The organism is Paenibacillus phytorum (genome assembly GCF_013141715.1).
Lineage (GTDB): Bacteria > Bacillota > Bacilli > Paenibacillales > NBRC-103111 > Paenibacillus_E > Paenibacillus_E phytorum.
In genome coordinates, this window is record NZ_WHOA01000202.1 from 1 (window position 1) to 19,588 (window position 19,588).

The following is a 19,588-nucleotide window of genomic DNA, read 5'->3' on the forward strand; positions in this document are numbered from 1 at the left end:
TAAGTTGACTCAGGATCAAGTAACGCAATTGATGAGTGCTGGGGAAGGACTGACGCTTACGAGCATAACAACACCTGCAGCAATCACAGGGGTGGTGAGCGGTACGGCGAAGACAGCAGCAGACCTTAGATTACCTGAAACGACAGAGCTCGTTACCAATACGGGAAGTGTGAATGCCACTGTGACATGGGATGTTGACGGTTCAAGCTATGATCCAGCTGTACGGACACAGCAGACATTCACTGTAAGTGGAACTGTAACTTTGCCTGCAGGAGTGGTAAATCCCGGCAACGTAGCATTGACAACAAGCGTCAGCGTAAACGTATTGCCAGCGCCAGCAACACCAAAGGCTACATTGACAGGTGTACAGCAGGTACTTTCTGGCCAAACTTTCACTCTGAACATGGGACTGGCCGATGTTACACAAAGCGTATACCAGCAAGTGTACGCCCAAGATTTCACACTACAGTATGACCCTGCAAGTGTGCAATTCGATTCGGTGACATCCCTGATAGACGGTTTCCGGGTCATCGATACAAAGGGGACAGCTCCGGGTCAACTCCGTATTTTGGCTGCAAGCGCGGGCGGGAACGTCCCTGCCCAAGGCGATTTGCTCGCAATTAACTTTTCGGACAAATCTATCAACCAGGCAACCAATACGACAATTTCTGTAAGTGATGTAAAGATTGCCAATGGACAGGGGAATGAACTGCTGGTTGGTAGCGCCTCCCGTGAGCTCCAAATAATTGTAACTGCTATACCTGTAGATAAGTCACTGTTGAACGGGGCGATTGCAAGCGCTCAGGCGAAGTATGATGCAGCAGTGGAGGGCAATGGTGATGGTCTGTATTTGAGCGGTTCCAAAGCGCAGTTGCAGTCGGCAATCGACGTGGCCAAAGCGATAGCAGACAATTCGAACGCGACTCAGCAGCAGGTGGATAATGCGAAAACCGCATTGGCAGAAGCAATACAAGTGTTTGATGCGAAGAGAATAAACGCAGATATCAATGGAGGCGGTGTCTCTATTGGAGACTTGGCTATCGTTGCAGCAACATACGGCAAACAACCAGGTCAAGTAGGCTGGAATGAGAAAGCGGATGTGAACCAAGACGGCAAAGTTGACATTATAGACCTTGCCATTGTAGCCAAGGCGATCTTGCAATAAAACAACTTTAATTGAAGGTAAGTAGAATCTCATAGTCGTTATACAGTACTTGGACGATAAGTATTGTATAGCGACTTTTTTAACAATACGCCTTCTGTGGTTTAAACTCTTTTGTTGTCTGAAAAAAATGGACTTTTGAAGCGGTCTCCAAGTTGCACTCGTTCCTTATGGTACCATAAGGTTTTTTCTGAGTGTCTACTTAAAGGGGATATTACCATTTTCCATCTTAGGACGGTTTTTCTATGTTTCTAATCCATTATTTCGTCTGATACGTCTTGCGATATTCAGCGGGAGTTAAACCGGTCGTCTTCTTAAATATTTTTCCGAAGTGGCTTATGTTAAGATAACCGCATTTTTCGGATATTTCCGTTATTTTCTCGTTTGTGAGAGAAAGAAGCTCTTTGGAATATCCGATACGTAGATCCGTGATATATTCCCAGAAGGTTAAATCAAAGTGCGACTTAAATAAGGTGCAGAAATAGTATTTATTGAGATTTAGGTGATCGGATATCTTTTGCAGACTGATATCCTTCGTAAATGCCTTTTTGCAGTATTCCGCTGCTCTTGTCATAAGTTCGGAATGATAATTTTCTTTTTCATTCGATGTAAGATCGAGATCTGGGAGAGAAACAGCTAAACTCGTATAGGACTCGACAAGGTTCTTATCGGCTTCCACATAAGCAAACGGTATTTGTTCAAGCGTGAAGTTCATCCTGCAACTACCGGTTAAAATAGTAACTTCCGTATATTTGGACAATGTTTCAAGACAAACCTGTAAGAACGGAATATCGTCCAATTTAGGTGTATATAGGACAACCAATTCGTTTTCTTTTTGAAAAAAACTCACGACGCGGCAACCATGATTCGCAAATAGGCTGTTGATCTCTTCGGACATGCTGATCTTAACGATTTCTTCGAGAATCTCTTTATTTTCGGAGGAGCGATTGAATCGGAAAATCGTTAGAACATACTGGTTCCAGTTGCTACCCGATAAATTTATTAACAGGTTGAGATCGCCTTGCTGCAACTTGCCTACAAGCAACTTCCTAATCATATTCTCTTCCACGAGAGGAATGATCTTGGAAATGTCTTGCTTATGCGCGAGTTCCGTTTCGATCTCTTTGCATATGCGACTTACTTCCTGAATGAGCTCGTATTGCACGAAAGGTTTAACCATGTATCCGAAAGCACCAAGAGCAATAGCTCTCCTCGCGTATTCGAAATCGCCATAAGCGGTAATTAAGATGACTTTGACGGACAAGCCTGCCTCGCGTATCCTCTCCATTAATTGCAGCCCATCCATATGCGGCATGCGAATATCGCTGATGATGAAATCCGGTGTTCTCCTCAGAATCGAATCCCAGGCTTTAGCACCGTTGGTTACTTCTCCACTAATTTCGATCGATGGAAAGTGAACTTGAAGAACTTGACGAATGGCTTGGGTAGTTAGCGGCTCATCATCAATTAGTAGTACAGTCGTTATGTTGATCGCCTCTTTCCGAATAATGCTGGGGTATCGTCAGAACGATGGTTGTCCCCTTATGGTGTTCGCTATCGATTTCCAGAGTCGCGCTTGGACCGAATTTGAGCTCCAAACGATCTGCTATACTGGACAATCCAATTCTTCCCGTACGCAAATTCTTGTTGGATAATTGGGATCGTAAATCAAGAAGCCGTTCAGGCGTCATTCCAATGCCATTGTCGGATATTTCGATTCTCACTTCTTCGGATTGTTTGGTAATACGAATACTGATTAACCAATCTTCATCGATTCCTTCGACCCCGTGATAAATCGCGTTCTCAATAAGAGGTTGAAGTGTGAATTTGTTGATGGAATAGTAGAGGACGTCATTGTCGGCATGCAATTGGAAGCGAATTTTGCCATTGTATCGAATATTTTGGATGTCAAGATAGTTTTCTACGGAACGAACCTCGGATTGAATGGGTACCATATCATTCTGACGATATAGCGAATAATGCAACATGTCCCGCAAGGCGTGCGTGACTTTTTCTATGTCCACATTGCGACCTAGAATAGAGAGAGATGAAATGGATTGCAACGTATTGTAAAGAAAATGCGGATCCATTTTGGACTGGAGTGCATCATATTCGGCTTCTTTTTGGAGTAACTGGCGCTTCACGGATTCCTCGATCAGTTCATTGATTTTGTCCAACATATTGTTGATTCCGCGATTTAGCAGCGAGAATTCTTCGTATGTCGATTTCCTTTCCAGACGGAGATTAAGGTTACCTTTGCCGACGTCCTTGATGAATTTCACAAGAACCAATATCGGCTTATTCGTTCGAATCGTCATTGCCGATGCGAATAAAATCGTGAGCGTAACCATTATGGCAAGTAGAGTAAGCGTTGTATTACGGATAAGCATTAAATTTTTGTCGAGTTGCGAGAAGAAGAGGAGGCTAACGGTCTTCCAACCGGTTATGGCAGAGGTGGAATAGGATAACAAACTCTTGCCGTCTCCGATGTTCTCCGTCCAGTAACCGGAGGAATGCTCGAATAGTTTCTCCATGGAAGAGCTCGATAAGGTAAGAGACGGATCGGTCTGATAGATAAATTGTTGCTGGTCATCGACGATAATAGATTCAATGCCTGTCTGGGTTTGAATTCGATCATAGATGCTTTTGAGCTTGCTAATGTTGTAATCGAATATGGCGACCCCATATAACGTAGAGTTCGAAGGGTCGTAAGAATCCTTAATATTGGCGGCTATCGTAATGACGTTGCCATCGGTTTTATTGGAAGTGCGTTCATAATAATCGGGCTTATGTGAGCCATAAAAGCGGGTTTGCAACGCATACTGAGTATTCTTGAAATCAACCCATACCTTGTTAAGAAAAGGAGAATCGTATTCAATCAGCGATAGGTTATTGATAAAGGAAATCTTATAGTCGTTATTATAAATAAAGTATCCGCGAATATCGCTCTTCTCAGCAAACATGTTGTACAGGAGCTCGGTTATTCTTATCCGGATTTGATCTGGCTCTATGGCATAATTATTGTTTTTGGATATGGAATTTTGAAGATTTGAGATTAAATCCTTATCGATGGAAAGGAAATGCAAGGAGTCTTTGATTTCGCTTAAATAGAGATCTAGACTTTGATTCGTCTGAGCCGTTACGGAGGTGACGTGTTTAATCATGTCATTTTCAGTGAATCTCGAGAAGATTTGATAACTGATAACGCCTAAGCTGATTAGGGATAGTCCAATTATGATTGAGAGATAGAGAATGATCCTGGCATTGATCGATTTCATTATTTTCAATGGACTCCCTCCTTGTAGTTCTAAATATAACGTTTTCAATAATAGCCGACAAGAGAAGAGGCGATAATTCCCAACATTAGAATATAACCTCAATATTTGACGATATTCAACTGATCGAATAGCCGTTATAGTGTAGAAAACGAAGACAAAAGGTGAAGCTAATGAACATGAAGAGCGGTATGCTGGCTGAATTATGGAAGAACAGATCCTATTATTTAATGGCGGCACCGGGTTTGGCGGTGTTGATCGCCATTGCGTATCTTCCCTACCCGGGAATGATTCTCGCTTTCAAAAACTTCAATCCTATGGATGGGATCTATGGAAGTCCATGGGCAGGATTCGAGAACTTCAAGTTTTTCTTGGATAACGGAGATTTCCTGCGGATTACCATGAACACGTTATGGATTAACTTTAACTACATCTTATGGGGAACGATTCTGGCCGTCGTATTCGCACTTATGCTCAATGAGTTGAAGAATCGATTGATGAAAAAGTTATTTCAAAGCATAATGTTTATCCCTTATTTCTTCTCCTTCGCCATTGTAGGGAAACTAGTCCTATTGTTGTTTAGCAATGACCATGGTCTCGTAAACGAGCTCATTCAAGCCTCTAATGGAAATGCGATTCAATGGTATACGGACCCCGAGCATTGGGTGAAGATCATCGTATCAACTAACATATGGAAAAACGTTGGATATACTGTGATTATCTACCTAGCCGTAATAACCGGAATAGACGAAGAAATGCTAGAAGCGGCATCTCTCGACGGAGCTTCCCGCTTGCAGAAGATACGTTATATCTTAATTCCGAATCTAATCCCTACTATTATTATTTTGACTTTAATGTCCATAGGCAGAATCTTCTTCGGTGACTTTGCGTTAATCTATGCCATCGTTGAGAATAACGGATTGTTATACGAGACGACAGATGTTATTGACACCTATATCTATCGGTCGATGATTACTGGGGGGGGAGAATACGGCATGATGACCGCAGTTGGCCTGTGTCAATCCGTTGTAGGCTTTATCGTTGTATTAGGGAGCAACTGGCTCGTCAAGAAATACGATAAAGACTCATCATTGTTCTAATCAGAAGCGAGGTGAATGGAATGAAAAGCAATACTATTAACAAATGGAGTTTAATGGATTGTCTGATTTACGGTAGCCTTATCCTATTTAGTTTATTGACGATAGTCCCGTTTGTCTTGGCTGTCGTCGTGTCATTCTCGAGTGAAAAGTCGGTTCTCATGAATGGGTATCAATTCTTCCCAGACGCATTCTCGCTATCTGCATATAAAGTTATATTCATGGACGGCGTTGTGTTTAAGGCCTATTCAATTACAATTTTTGTCACGGTGGTCGGAACGATATTCTCACTGATCGTATCAACGTTGCTTGGATATTCAATCTCCATACCGAAAGTAAGATACCGCAACATAATCGCTGTTATTATCTTCATTCCGATCATATTCAGCGCAGGGCTCGTCCCCTGGTACCTGAATCTGACGAAGGTGCTTCACTTGAGGAACACCATACTTGCTTATATTCTTCCGCTGGCGGTAAGTCCCTTCAATATTTTCTTGCTTCGCAATTATTATAAAACGATTCCAACGGCATTATCGGAATCAGCTGAAATTGATGGAGCTGGCCCATGGTACGTGTTCTTCAAGATCATTACTCCTCTATCGGGACCGATCCTGGCGACGATCGGATTGTTTGTTTCCTTGGCTTATTGGAACGATTTCATAATGCCTCTATGGTTGATAGACGATCGCAGCTTATTCTCAGTGCAATTTTTGTTATACCGAATTAATTCGATGATTCAGTTTATGAGCATGAATACGAATATCGCAACAGTTGAACTACCATCCGAAACGTTGGTATTCGCCATGTTCCTCGTGGCAATCGGCCCGATTATTCTCGTATATCCCTATGTGCAGAAGTATTTCGTCAAGGGAATCATGATTGGATCCGTTAAAGGTTGATCCCGGCGACAAAGCTGGTCAACATATATGAGACACATACAAAGGGAGTGAAAGTATGAAAGGCCAAAAAAGAAAGTTAGTCGGCATTGGTCTTACGACAATTCTAGCAGTAACGATGCTTGCAGGTTGTGGCGGTAATAACAATAAAAATGAAGGAGCAGCACCTTCTGGAGCGCCCGCATTAGCGAACGAAGAAGTAACGTTAAAAATTCTATTCCCGGGAGATCCTCCGAAGGATTTGGATGCTGTATCAACTGCGGTTGATACGAAAATGAAAGCCGATGGCCTTAACTTTAAGCTTAACTTTACTTTTGTTCCATGGGATACGTATTGGAATAAACAAAGCTTAATCGTCGCTGGCGGAGAAGATTTCGATTTGACATGGTCCCATATTGCAAATCTGCCGCAAAGCGTAGCCAAGAACGTATTATTGCCACTAGATGAGTATTTGGATAGCGACGGACAACAATTAAAGGAGAACACGCCAGACTATGTCTGGAAAGGCGCCAAAATTGGTGGAAAAATCTATGCGATACCTCGGGTAGTACCAGTCGCGCAAAATAATGATACTTTCCAGATTCGTGGAGACTTGCGCAAGAAGTACAACCTTCCAGAAATCAAAACGCTCGAAGATTTCGATAAATATTTGGAAGCCGTGAAAGCGAACGAACCGACAATGATCCCATTAGGCATCAACACGACTGGACTCGGTCGTGAATACTTACCTAGTTATTACGCGAACGGAGACCTATTCAATAGCTTCTTTTACATTGATGTTACGCAACAGCCTTTAACGTTCAAAAATCTTTATGAATCCGAAGCATTCGCTAATTTAGTTAACAAGGCCCATGAATGGTATAACAAAGGATACACCCCGAAAGATCCTATCGCGGCGAAGGAAGATTTCGGTAATGGCAAAACTGCTGCCATAGCATCGAATTTATTCCGTCCTACAGAGACCATTGATGGTTTAGTGGCGAGTGTACCCGGAGCGGAAATCGAATTCGTTCAATTCCAATCCGATAAACCGAAATACATCTTCAACTCCGTAGACAACTTATTGGCCGTATTTTCGACGAGCAAGCATCCTAAAGAGGCGGTTCGATTCGTGAACTGGGTTCACAGCAACAAAGAAAACTATAACCTGTTCTCCCTCGGCGTAGAAGGTATAAATTATAAATTAGACGGCAACAGCGCTTCCTACGATGGAATCGCAAACGACAAGCAATACCTGCCGATCAGTTGGGCTTGGACGGATATGAGATACGCCAAGTTCAGCAAGAACATTACGCCAGCGCAATTGGATGTTATTAAGAACTGGGATAACGGGGCCATTAAAACGAATTTAATCGGCTTTAGCGTAGATTCCGAGCCGATGAAGAACGAAATAGCCAAAGTAACCGCCATTGTTAAAGAATATCAGGTCCCATTGTATAGCGGCCTTGTGGAATACTCCTCGGTTAAAGAAAAATTGCTGAAGCGATTGAAAGATGCCGGGATCAACAAGGTTCTTAATGAATATCAAAAACAACTGGATGCTTACTTGTCTGCACAAAAATAAATGAAATGAATAATGCCCTAGTACGGTTGTCCGGACTAGGGTTGTAATTCTGCTTATACCTCCATGCAGATGCTGGTCATTCATTTTTTTGCGTAATTTCAGCGGATATGTCATAACATGAGAACGCTGCCGATCGCGCTCACGTTTCTCGCGTAAGCCATTTTTCCGAAAATATTTAATTCACGGGGTCGTGCTCGATTCTGTGAAAGAATGAAAGAAGGAAGCCGAATTATGACTACAGTTAATAAAGTACATGTTATTTTTAAAACGCATTTGGATATTGGGTTTACCGATCTTGCGGCTAATGTGGTTGACAAGTACATGAATACGTTTATTCCGCAAGCCTTATCATTGTCTGAACGGATGGCATGCGATGACGGACGGTCGAAATTTATTTGGACAGTTGGGTCTTGGCTGATCGAGGAATATTTGCAATCCGCGTCGGAAGAGCAGCAGATCCGAATGGAGAATGCGATTAGCAGAGGAGAAATTGCCTGGCACGGTCTTCCTTTTACAACCCATACGGAATTGATGGATAAAACACTGCTCGAATATGGCTTGTCGATTTCCAAGAAGTTGGATCAACGATTCGGGAAAAAGACCATTGCCGCGAAAATGACGGATGTTCCGGGACATACGATCGGCATCGTACCTATATTGGCTAGTTTCGGAATTAGTTATTTGCATATAGGAGTAAATCCTTCCAGCAAGCCTCCGTGCGTCCCGCAAGCGTTTGTTTGGAAGTCGAGCGACGGCTCCGAGCTGATCGTTAACTATGCCGGTGATTATGGTCAAGCTCTGGAAGTGGAGGGACTTGAGGATGCGCTCTATTTTGCCCACACAGGCGACAATAACGGTCCTTCTTCCTTAGAAGATATAGAGTTGCTGTATAGACGATTGCAAACTGATTACCCGGGAGCGGAAATTGCTGCATCAACACTGGACGCATTCGCCGAAAAGTTGCTGGAATGTAAGCATGTGCTTCCGGTCGTTAATGAGGAAATAGGTGATTCGTGGATCCAGGGCACGGCTTCCGATCCGCTCAAAGTGGCACGCTACCGGGAGCTGCTTCGATTAAGGGATAAATGGGTAGGTATGGGTTCTCTAGATCCAAATGGCGAAAGTTACGGCAAGTTTTGCAATCGTCTCATGTTGATCGCAGAGCATACTTGGGGGTTGGATGAGAAAACATATTTGGCGGATTACGTCAATTACGCTGCAGCGGATTTTGCGGCGGCGAGATCGAAGGATCAATATACGGATGAAGATGTTCAAGGTCCGCATTATAATACGTTTAATCGACTTGGGCGAAAGGTGGAGCGCAGCTATCGGCACTTTGAAAGCTCGTGGGAGGAGCAGCGCGCATATCTGGATCAGGCGGTGTCAGCGCTAAGTTCGGAATTGCAAATTGAAGCAAAGAAAGTGTTAGACAGCCTGAACCCTGTCCGTTCATCTCATTCAAATGGCGCCGAAAACATTGAACATCTTGAAATGAACCGATGCTATACGTTAGGGAAATTTCGAGTTAGCTTCGCTTCTGACGGTTCGATCGATCATCTGGTAGATCCAAATGGGAAAGTATGGGCAAATGATGGCAATAGGTTGGCTGCCTACCGATATGAAACGTTCGGCCAAGAAAACTACGACCGCTATATTAAGGAATATACGGTTGACATGAAAAAGAATTATATTTGGGCGATTCCCGATCATGCCAAGCCCGGAATTGAATATATAGATCCTGCTCCGGAACATAAGCAGTACTCTCCGATTCTAAGAAATCTTCAATTGGAAAGGCGAGCGGACGCAGACAAAGTATGGGCTCAATTGGAGATGCCTTCCGATGCTAGCAAGCATTATGGCGCACCTCATCAGCTCGAGATCGTGTACACGTTCCATCATGACGATGTAAACATCGATGTGGAGTTGAACTGGATGGATAAATCGGCATGCCGTTTGCCAGAAGCGAGCTGGTTCTCATTTGTCCCTTGCGTTGACAATCCAAACATGTGGATGATGGATAAACTGGGTACACGGATTTCGCCGTTATTGGTAGTAAAGAACGGAAATCGGAATATGCACGCTGTGAATACAGGACTTTATTATGAAGGTGCGGATGGAAGTGTCGTGATTGAGACACTGGATGCGCCTGTAGTTTGCCTGGGTGAAAGACGATTGCTGCAATTTGACAATACGTTTGCTCCACTCGAGGGTGGCTTTCATTTTAATCTGCACAATAATTCTTGGGGCACCAACTTCCCGATGTGGTTCGAGGACAATATGAAGTATCGATTCCGTATGACTTTACAGTCGAATAGGATGTAATAGGCTAAAAGCCATGGAAGGTCAAGACTGAATTTCCCTTGGCCTCGGCCTTCCTTTTGGTAACGGGCTATTTTATTTTCCGTCCAATCAGTTGAGCGCTTAGCCTTAGATTTAAATTATATAACCATGGGGCTCCACAAGCAGGAGTATTAGATTATTTATGAGGCAAACAAACAGGTAATAACTGTCATGTAAACGCTGTCTTTAGAGCGAATAGACAACGTTGCAAACTAAAAGAAAGGGGGGGTATAACATGAAGATAACGGTATCATGGATGAATTCATCGGTTTTACTCATATAAGCTAAAATTCATACGGAGGTTGCCAAGTTACCTATAGAATAGGAGTTTATTCCTAATCTTGGCGAACAAATGCCTCACTCTTTTTGTTCGACTTGCAGAATGGATTGCACCGCCGAAAACATTTGGATAGAGCGAATTATGGAAGAAGTGATTTTCACAAATAAGCATTGAGCAAACTGCGGCATATGGTGCGGATGTGCTTGTTAATCGGGGTTGTGGTTGATGTTGGCGAAATAGGGGTGGAAAGTCACCGTACAACCCACAACCTAGATTCTAAAACAACTCTGCTGGCTCGGTCGGTTCAGCTGCCTGACAGTAAAACAGAAAAGTTGGACTTTACGGACGTGGGAGCGCTTACCGCAATGAGCAAGGCTGTACAACTCGACAGGCATTAAAAATGGTACAGGAATCATAAGGGCACTCCAAAAAACGGTTTTCATAAAATGGATATGCGTGAGGTTTCACACCGGTTCACAGATTATGGTTTGTTATTACCTCGATTTTCGAGGTGAAACAATAACAGACCCTGGCCGTAATACCAAAGCAGACATGGAATATATTTAATTCCCGGAGGCTAATTAATAATAATGGAGGTAAACAATGAGAAAACTACTAAGTTCCATACCTTTCTTGGCCATTATTCTTTTTGCAACGTTGCTCATGATAAGCAGCGTTGCAAGCGCTAACTCTGTTTGGCCGAGACCGGTTGTCCCACCGCTGCCAGATAGTGTTACGGATGTTACGACGCCTAAGGTCAGTTTAAATGGCACCTGGAAATTTACAAAAACGCCGCCGACCAACTTCTGGGATAACTCGTCCGATCCTTCGACTTGGCCGAATGTTAAAGACGTTCAAATTCCAAGCGATTTGGCCATCAAAGGGTTTGTGACACACTGTAGAAATGGCTGTACAACAGATAAAGATACGGAGTTTCCATACAAGAAGCAAATTGACATCCCGTCCGAATTTGCAGGGAAACGAATATTTATTCGATTTGAAGCTGCTTACACCGAAGCCCGGGTATGGGTGAATGGCAATTTGGTACGTACGCATAAGGGGGCTTTCTCTACCTGGGATGCGGATATTACGAATTATGTCATTCCGGGTTCCAACGCATGGGTTACGATCGGCGTTAATGCGCATAATGCCACACCAGCATTTCACCATCAGAGAGGCATAACACGTGATCTAACATTGTACGCAGCTCCACAGGACTATGCAATGCGGCTTCACGCATCGACGGATATGGATGCTGATTATAACAATGCAACATTAAAGGTAGAAAGTGGAATCGTATTCAACGGAGGATCAAATGCAACCGTCCAACTTTCATTGAGGGATCCATCCGGCAATAACGTAGCGCTTTCTCCGAGCTCGATTTCCGTCAGTTCATCTAATCCCGAAGGCAGCGTGTCTATACCCGTGACCGCTCCACTCAAATGGGATGCCGAGCACCCGAATCTGTATACGCTGACTGGCACATTTGTCGTCAATGGAAATACGACTCAGACGATTGTCAAAAAGATTGGTTTCCGTGAAATTCAGGTGAGCGGTCAAAAAGTGCTTGTAAACGGCAAGCCGGTCAAATTGCATGGCTCTGACTATCAATACACCTACGCAACGGAAGGGTTCGTTACATCAGCAGAAGAGCAACGGAAAAATTTATTGAAATTGAAGGCCGCCAATATCAATTATATTCGAACTGCACATATGGCGCCGCCTGAGATCGTATTAGACTTGGCAGACGAATTGGGCATGTTCGTTGAGTATGAGACATCCGTTATGTTTGCTGACGGGGGCGGGAATGCCGCGACGGCGAACAGCTCGAACTATACTGAGGAATATATGACCCAATTCTCGGAAAACGTTGAGCTCGATAAAACGCATCCAAGCATCTTGTACTGGTCCATTGCCAACGAGAGTCCTGCAGGTTCCAATATGACGAAGATGCTGGATTACATCAGACTGGAAGATCCGACTCGTCCGAATAAGCATAGCTGGGGCTACAATGGTGTAGACACTTCCATATACAGCGTCCATTATCAAACGGGTTCGCCATCCTCAACGAAACCGACGATTTACGATGAATATGCTCACGGTTTTTACGTGGAACCTGCTTATGATCCAGGAATTCGGGATTATTACGGCGAATATCTCTCGAATTATTGGAACGGCATGTACGCTAATCCGGGTATTCTCGGCGGCGGGTTGTGGGCAACGATGGATGCTTCGTTTCAGGCGGCTGGTTCAAACGGTGTAAACGCCACTTGGGGTACCTTATTGGATGCATGGGGCCGTGAAAAACCAGAATACTATAATGTGAAAGAAGTATATAGTACCAACATAATTAAAGGGAAGGCATTGGTTCATCCTGGAGCGAATAAGCCTTTGGTCATTAGTGTAGAAAATCGTCACGATTTTACCAATATGAGCGAGATGAATATCACTTACAATGTCGGATCGAGCTCGGGAACAGTGAATACGAATATCGATCCGCGCGCGACTGGGACGATTACAATTCCTGCCCGTGACTGGAAGTTGGGGGAAGTCCTCAACTTGAAGTTTACGAATCCGCAGGGCTATTTGGAAAATGAATACAACTTGACGATCGGCAAACCGCTATATAACTTTGCTGAACCGTCTGGCTCAGCTCCGGCGATTACGGAAGATGCGACTTCAATGACCGTGACGGGAACTGATTATGCTCTTAAGTTAAGCAAAAGTACTGGCATGATCACGTCGGGTATATACAGCGGCAGCACCGTATTGACAGGTGGACCGTATTTGAATATGGGGAAGGCATCCCTTTCAGCCTGGACTTTCAAATCGATAACGAGCTCCATCGTCAATAACGAAGCCGTCATTACGATTGATGGGACTTACGGTTCTGTCGGAGCTACCTTCGCCATCAAAGTTGACGGAACAGGACTTATCCGTACAACCTATACGGTAGCGAATCCTCCATCCGATTACTCGGAAGTAGGCGTGGGGTACGACGTTACGGGCAATGCGGATACTCTATCTTGGCTGAGAAAAGGCAAATGGACGTCTTATCCGTCGGATCATATCGGCCGCAACGTAGGACAGGCAGCCAAACACAAGCCAGCAGCCCAGAAGGATACTTATGGAATACTGCCGACTTGGTCATGGTCGCTTGACGAGAAAAGCTTTGGGGAATTCGGAGTCAACGATCCTGGCGATCGGGGGACAAACGATTTCCGAAGCTCCAAAACTTACTTCGTTTACAGTTCCTTGATTTTGAATGACTCCAACATCCGGCTCCGTGCCGAAGGGGATGGGACGGGCTCAATCAGGGCTGAGATCAATGGAAGCAATACGCGTTTGAATATCAATAACTTATGGGCGGTCGCGACGAAGAACCAGTGCTGTGACAATTTCTCTGAAAAAAAGATCTCGATAGCAAACGGCTACACCAACACGGTACAAATGAGGCTTACGAACAACGACACAGTCAACACAGTGTATACGAATAATTTAAACTTGGATCCTACACTACAATTGAGCGCTACGAGTGTAAGCAGCGACCCTCAATTTTCGCTGGATAAAGCATTAGATGGGGATTTAGATACTAGTTACAAGAGTGGAGATTCGCCCAGCTTCCCGCAATATTACACAATGAAATGGCCAATAGGACAAACACTAGACACTGTCATGCTTACTTGTAGCTCATGTCAAGGTCAAGGAATTACGGACTTTGACGTACAAGTATCGGATGATGGTACCACGAATTGGACGACGGTCGCTTCATCAGGCGATTTAACTTACACATCAAACTCCGGGTATGAAACGAAGACCATCGGTTTCCGACAAGTTGCGAACAAGAAAGGTGTACGTATTAAAATCAACAATGCTAACTTATCGTCAAATCATTTTGCCATCAACGAAATTTTTGTGGGTAGATTGGTCGGACTGGCTACAGCAAGCGCATCTAATGTCAGCAGCAACCCGCAATCTTCGCCGGGTAAAGCGATAGACGGGGATCCCAACACAAGTTACGTGAGCCAGGATTCACCTGGGTTCCCGCAATATTACACGTTGGAGTGGCCGTCAGGGCAAACATTCAATACTGTCAACATCTCATGTGGTTATTGTTCTGACCAAGGTGTTACGAACTTTGACGTGGAGGTATCCGATGACGGTTCCACGAACTGGACAAGAGTCGCTACTTCCGGCACATTGACTTACAAGTCTGACTCTGGAATTCAAACGAAATCTATCTTCTTTCCACAAGTTACGAACAAAAAAGGGTTTCGGATTAAAATCAATAACGCAAACTTAACGTGGAAACATTTCGTTTTAAATGAAGTCGTAGTCACCAATACGGCGCCATCAGCAGTTGTCAGCATTAAAGCGCCTGCAGCCATTATAGGAGTGAACATCGGAACGGCAAAGACAGCAGCAGCTCTTGGATTGCCCGTAAATGCAGTGCTTGTAACCGATTTAGGAAATGTGAATGCCAGTGTGAATTGGGATTTAAATAGTGCAAACTACGATCCAACTGCCACGACGGCGCAGACCTTCACTGTAACAGGAGAAGTAACGTTGCCTACTGGAGTCCTAAACCCGAACAACGTACCTTTGACAACAAGCATTAGCGTATCTGTAAAGCCTGCCGAACTATTAGCACACTGGAAGTTCGATGAAGGCTCCGGTACAACCGTCGGCGATTCTTCAGGCAAAGGCAACACCGGGACTCTGGTTAACAACCCAACTTGGACCAATTCGGGCAAGATCGGCGGAGCGCTTGCTTTCAGCGGCGGCTCAAGGGCTGAGATCAACCCTTCGGCAACTTTGAATCAAACGGGTGACGAGTCCGTGTCGTTGTGGTTCAAGACCTCTCAGCCTTCATCCGGCTACGCGAGCGTTTTCCGTCAAGATAAGCGTTTCACGGCCCTACAGTGGACAGGCGGGGGTGCAGCTCAAGTGGCCTATTGGCCCAATGGTTCATCCAATCTTAAATTGCTATCGTTTTCATGGACCTACAGCGATAACAACTGGCATCATTATGTGGCTTCCTACGATCACGCATTGGGGTTGAAGATCTATGTCGACGGTAAGGTAGTGGCAAGCGATGCAACGAATCTCGGGTCGCTTCCGATCGCAACGAGTAAAATCATGCTGGGAGCCGCTGAATCCGGTGGAGAAGCTTACAGTGGACAGCTGGACGAAGTTCGCGTATTTAGCGGTCCGTTGACTCAGGACCAAGTAACGCAATTGATGAAAGCTGGAGTTGATCAACAAGCACCAACGACAACGGACAATACGCCAAGCGGTTGGGTTAATCAAGATGTCACGGTAACCTTAAGCGCAATCGATAACGTATCGGGTGTAGCTAATACCTACTACACGGTAGACGATGGCGCTAAGCAAACGGGAACTTCCGTCGTATTGTCAGAAGAAGGAGTTCACAAGCTTGTATATTGGAGCGTAGACAAAGTAGGCAACATAGAACAAGCGCATACAGTATCCGTTAGCATCGATAAGAAAGCTCCTGAGACAAAAGCAGCGATAACACCTGCCGAGCCGGATGGACTGAACGGATGGTACGTGCATCCGATTGCGGTAAGCCTGAACGCTGTGGACAATCTGTCGGAAGTAGCGAAGACGGAGTATAGTCTGGATGGAGGTACTACGTGGAAGTCTTACACATCGCCGTTAACGTTTGATCAAGGCGGAACACATACGATAAACTTCCGCTCCACGGATAACGCCAGCAATCAAGAAGAAGGAAAATCGGTAAGCTTCAACCTGGATTCAGCCGCCCCTGTGGTCGAGGTGGCCGTACCGGGAGATAACAGCATTTATCAAGATTCCGTGGATTTGACGCCTCAGATTGCACTGACGGATATCTTGTCGGGTGTGGACAGCAGCAAGACGACGGTGACGCTGGATACGTATTCTTACCAAATCGGAACGGCGATCCCGCTTTATACGTTGCCGCTTGGGCAACATACGCTTGTTGTATCGTCCATCGACTTGGCCGGCAACCACGTAAGCAAGACCGTTCAGTTTACGACGGTAGCCAGCATCGATACTTTAAAGGAATTGGTGACACGCTTTGCTAATAACAATGGGATCGATAATGCCGGTATTACCAATAGCCTGCAGGCAAAATTGGAGAAAAACAATCTGAACAGCTTTGTGAATGAAGTGAAGGCTCAAAGCGGGAAGCACATCTCAAGCGAAGCGACTGAATATTTGCTGCGAGACGCTCAATATGTATTGACACAAAAGTAGAGCAATTCAAGTGTAGAATAAAGGCATGACACTGGGGGGAGATCAATTTTCTCCCCCTCATCCATTTTGTTACATTCCTGTCCTTGTTCATAATCACTATCATATTTTTTGCGGATGCCAGCACTTCATTTGCCCATAACCAAAGTATGGGTTACTCAGCGGTATACGTTAAAGGAAACGTGATTGACTATGAACTTTTTTTGATGAAAGGGACATACTGAAACAATTTGATACGAACAAGGATAATCATCTGGAGAACGAAAAACTGCCCGAGTCCGATTGGAGAAGGCAAGAGAGATGCTGAAGCATTCAAATTTCACCATCGTCCAGATCATTGAGAAGATCGGAATGGAAAATGAAAGTTATTTTTATAAACTATTAAAAAAAGAAATATGAGTTAACACCGAAGGAATATGTTCTGAAGAAAACGATAATGAAATCTTAAAAGCTCACCGCTTATGTACTTTATTGGGAATAAGCGTTGATTTTTTGTCTGTTGCGTGAGATATGCAACAGTAATTAACTTAATAAAAGACGTAAGTTGGCTTGTTCGCAGGATTTTGTACAAAGAAAGAAAGCACCAGAGTACTGGATTCACATTCCTTAAGGGCACAGACCCGTGAACGAAGCAGATCAGTCTCCATCTCTTGGACAGGTATAACGATGGAATGACAGGGTATTATGACCCGTTGAGTCATGGGAGGTAGAACCACCAATGGTAGCATGGAGCATTGTGCAGGATATGGAGCGATATGGGAAAAGATGACGATCCCTCTATGAGATGTGAAATCCTGCGAACAAGCGAGCATACATAAGAAAATATCATCATTCTGAGGGAGGAATGTAAGGGCGTCGACCCGTTGAGCCTTGGAATGGTCAATCTCCAGGGAATTGTGGAGTATGCGTGCAGTAGATTTATAAATGGTAAAATGTTTCAATTATTTCTTCTAATCTCTCATGCCTTAAAAGGGTTACTTACGGTCACGACAACTTAATATCCTAGTTTATTAAAAGCGGCAGTCAAGGACTTCATCTTAGTCCAAAGGTGTCGCTTTTCAATATGTTAAACCAATTTACATTGCTTCGTGTTCACAATGTCAAAAAATTCGACAACACAGGGGAAGATCTCGAGGATTTGATCTCGATTGGGACGATCGGATTGATCAAAGCGATCGAGTCGTTTTCGCCTAACAAAGGGACCAAGCTCGCGACGTTTGCTGCTCGCTGCATCGAGAACGAGATTCTGATGCATCTGCGTTCATTGAAGAAAACGCGTAGAGATGTGTCCTTGCATGATCCCATCGGAACGGACAAAGAGGGGAATGAGATTACTTTGATCGACATCCTTGGCACGGAGGCCGACGATGTCGTGGATAAGGTACAGCTGAAGATAGAGAAGAGTAAAATCTATCGCAATCTGGAGATATTGGACGATCGCGAGAAGGAAGTCGTCGTCGGGCGGTTTGGGCTGGAGCTTGGTGGGGAAGAGCGGACGCAGCGGGAGATTGCGAAGGAGCTCGGCATCAGTCGCTCGTATGTGTCGAGGATTGAGAAGCGGGCGCTGATGAAGCTGTATCATGAGTTTTATAAGGCGAAACGGTAAGGGTTATAAATCAGATACTTCATTTATTTGGTCTTTGTGCAAGTAATGGAGGTGAAGGTTATGACTTTAATCCATATCGAAAATGCCAGTAAATATTATACGATGGGCGAGGAAACGATTAAAGCGTTAGATGACGTCTCGTTAGATATTGATCATGGAGAATTCGTAGGTATTATGGGGCCGTCAGGTTCCGGCAAATCAACGCTAATGAACATCATCGGGTGTTTGGATGTTGTAGATAAAGGTATCTATGACCTGAATGGTCAAGCAATAAACGTACTTAAGGATTCTAAACTTGCTGAGATTCGTAATCAGAAGATTGGCTTCGTTTTTCAAAGTTTCAACTTGCTTCCAAGATTAAGTGCCTATGAGAATGTGGAGTTGCCTTTGATCTATCGGGGAATGAGCAAAAAGGAAAGAGTGACTCTCGTTTTACAAGCACTAGAATCGGTTGACTTGCTGGATCGTAAGAAGCATTTTCCATCAGAGTTATCTGGTGGACAGCAGCAACGTGTTGCTATTGCTCGATCGTTGGCAGGAGATCCGTCGATCATTTTGGCGGATGAGCCTACTGGAGCGTTAGATTCGAAGACAGGTGTGGAGATTTTAAACATTTTAAAGAGATTACATGCACAAGGTCGGACGATTATTTTGATTACGCATGACTCATTGATTGCGCAGCAGGCGAAGCGGATTGTGCGGTTTCGGGATGGGCGGTTGAATGAAGTTGTTTAATGTTTATAAAACTGGGACTCCGAATAAGGGGTTCTGGTTTGTTTGTCCGCCTCACAGTCGCACAATCTAAGTGGTTCAAATCCACTCGGTAACTTTGCCCTTTAAAGGGTTGTGGTGCAAAGCTCCGATACATGATACCATGATCGAAATGAAGTCATGAGATGGGGCAATTACTTTGGAATCGGAATTAAATTTGTTTAAGTGGAAGCAGTATGAATCAGAGGTTATCTTGCTAACGGTAAGATGGTATTTGAAATATAGCCTAAGTTATCGTGATCGTGGAGATGATGAAAGAACGGGGTCTTGGCATGGCTCATACAACCATTATGCGGTGGGTTCATCAATTTAGCCCAGAATTAGATAAACGAATTCGTC

11 protein-coding genes and 1 pseudogene are annotated in these 19,588 nt (G+C 44.3%); 10 read left to right on the forward strand and 2 right to left on the reverse strand.

What is annotated here, in order from left to right; genetic code table 11:
• Positions 1-1,165 (forward strand): cohesin domain-containing protein (locus GC098_RS28940; RefSeq protein WP_246359033.1); only part of this gene is annotated, 1,165 nt, incomplete at its 5' end.
• A gap of 256 nt (positions 1,166-1,421) precedes the next feature.
• Here GC098_RS28940 and GC098_RS41330 read toward each other — a convergent pair.
• The gene (locus GC098_RS41330) at positions 1,422-2,672 is read right to left on the reverse strand and encodes a response regulator transcription factor (protein ID WP_312880409.1); all 1,251 of its coding nucleotides are present in this window, start codon (positions 2,670-2,672) and stop codon (positions 1,422-1,424) included.
• On the reverse strand, positions 2,626-4,440 hold the full coding sequence (locus tag GC098_RS28950; RefSeq protein WP_246359035.1) for a sensor histidine kinase: 1,815 nt from the start codon (positions 4,438-4,440) through the stop codon (positions 2,626-2,628). The genes GC098_RS41330 and GC098_RS28950 overlap by 47 nt, the downstream gene beginning before the upstream one ends.
• Before the next feature lie 170 nt (positions 4,441-4,610).
• Here GC098_RS28950 and GC098_RS28955 point away from each other — a divergent pair, with 170 nt between their 5' ends.
• The 9 genes and pseudogenes from GC098_RS28955 to GC098_RS28995 form a co-directional block, all read left to right on the forward strand.
• A complete protein-coding gene (locus tag GC098_RS28955; RefSeq protein WP_171646744.1) occupies positions 4,611-5,537 on the forward strand; it encodes an ABC transporter permease in 927 nt (308 codons plus the stop codon).
• A gap of 20 nt (positions 5,538-5,557) precedes the next feature.
• Positions 5,558-6,433, forward strand: a complete 876-nt coding sequence (locus GC098_RS28960) for a carbohydrate ABC transporter permease (protein WP_171646746.1) — start codon at positions 5,558-5,560, stop codon at positions 6,431-6,433.
• Positions 6,434-6,488: 55 nt separating this feature from the next.
• Positions 6,489-7,994: an ABC transporter substrate-binding protein gene (locus GC098_RS28965; RefSeq protein WP_171646748.1), complete on the forward strand. Its 1,506-nt coding sequence runs from the start codon at positions 6,489-6,491 to the stop codon at positions 7,992-7,994.
• Between the two features lie 231 nt (positions 7,995-8,225).
• On the forward strand, positions 8,226-10,316 hold the full coding sequence (locus tag GC098_RS28970; RefSeq protein WP_171646750.1) for a DUF5054 domain-containing protein: 2,091 nt from the start codon (positions 8,226-8,228) through the stop codon (positions 10,314-10,316).
• A 468-nt stretch (positions 10,317-10,784) separates the two neighbouring features.
• Positions 10,785-11,012: a hypothetical protein gene (locus GC098_RS28975; RefSeq protein ID WP_171646752.1), complete on the forward strand. Its 228-nt coding sequence runs from the start codon at positions 10,785-10,787 to the stop codon at positions 11,010-11,012.
• A gap of 205 nt (positions 11,013-11,217) precedes the next feature.
• Entirely contained in the window at positions 11,218-16,875 is a 5,658-nt protein-coding gene (locus GC098_RS28980; RefSeq protein WP_171646754.1) for an OmpL47-type beta-barrel domain-containing protein, read from the forward strand.
• Between the two features lie 1,060 nt (positions 16,876-17,935).
• Entirely contained in the window at positions 17,936-18,478 is a 543-nt protein-coding gene (gene sigK / locus GC098_RS28985; RefSeq protein WP_171646756.1) for an RNA polymerase sporulation sigma factor SigK, read from the forward strand.
• Between the two features lie 60 nt (positions 18,479-18,538).
• On the forward strand, positions 18,539-19,213 hold the full coding sequence (locus GC098_RS28990; RefSeq protein ID WP_171646758.1) for an ABC transporter ATP-binding protein: 675 nt from the start codon (positions 18,539-18,541) through the stop codon (positions 19,211-19,213).
• 175 nt (positions 19,214-19,388) lie between these two features.
• Positions 19,389-19,588, forward strand: a pseudogene (locus tag GC098_RS28995) (IS6 family transposase); the annotation flags it as partial.

Coding starts and splice junctions, on each gene's coding strand:
- GC098_RS28950 (WP_246359035.1), bottom strand. CDS start 4,440: ATGAAATCGATCAATGCCAGGATCATTCTCTATCTCTCAATCATAATT.
- GC098_RS28955 (WP_171646744.1), top strand. CDS start 4,611: ATGAACATGAAGAGCGGTATGCTGGCTGAATTATGGAAGAACAGATCC.
- GC098_RS28960 (WP_171646746.1), top strand. CDS start 5,558: ATGAAAAGCAATACTATTAACAAATGGAGTTTAATGGATTGTCTGATT.
- GC098_RS28965 (WP_171646748.1), top strand. CDS start 6,489: ATGAAAGGCCAAAAAAGAAAGTTAGTCGGCATTGGTCTTACGACAATT.
- GC098_RS28970 (WP_171646750.1), top strand. CDS start 8,226: ATGACTACAGTTAATAAAGTACATGTTATTTTTAAAACGCATTTGGAT.
- GC098_RS28980 (WP_171646754.1), top strand. CDS start 11,218: ATGAGAAAACTACTAAGTTCCATACCTTTCTTGGCCATTATTCTTTTT.
- sigK (WP_171646756.1), top strand. CDS start 17,936: ATGTTAAACCAATTTACATTGCTTCGTGTTCACAATGTCAAAAAATTC.
- GC098_RS28990 (WP_171646758.1), top strand. CDS start 18,539: ATGACTTTAATCCATATCGAAAATGCCAGTAAATATTATACGATGGGC.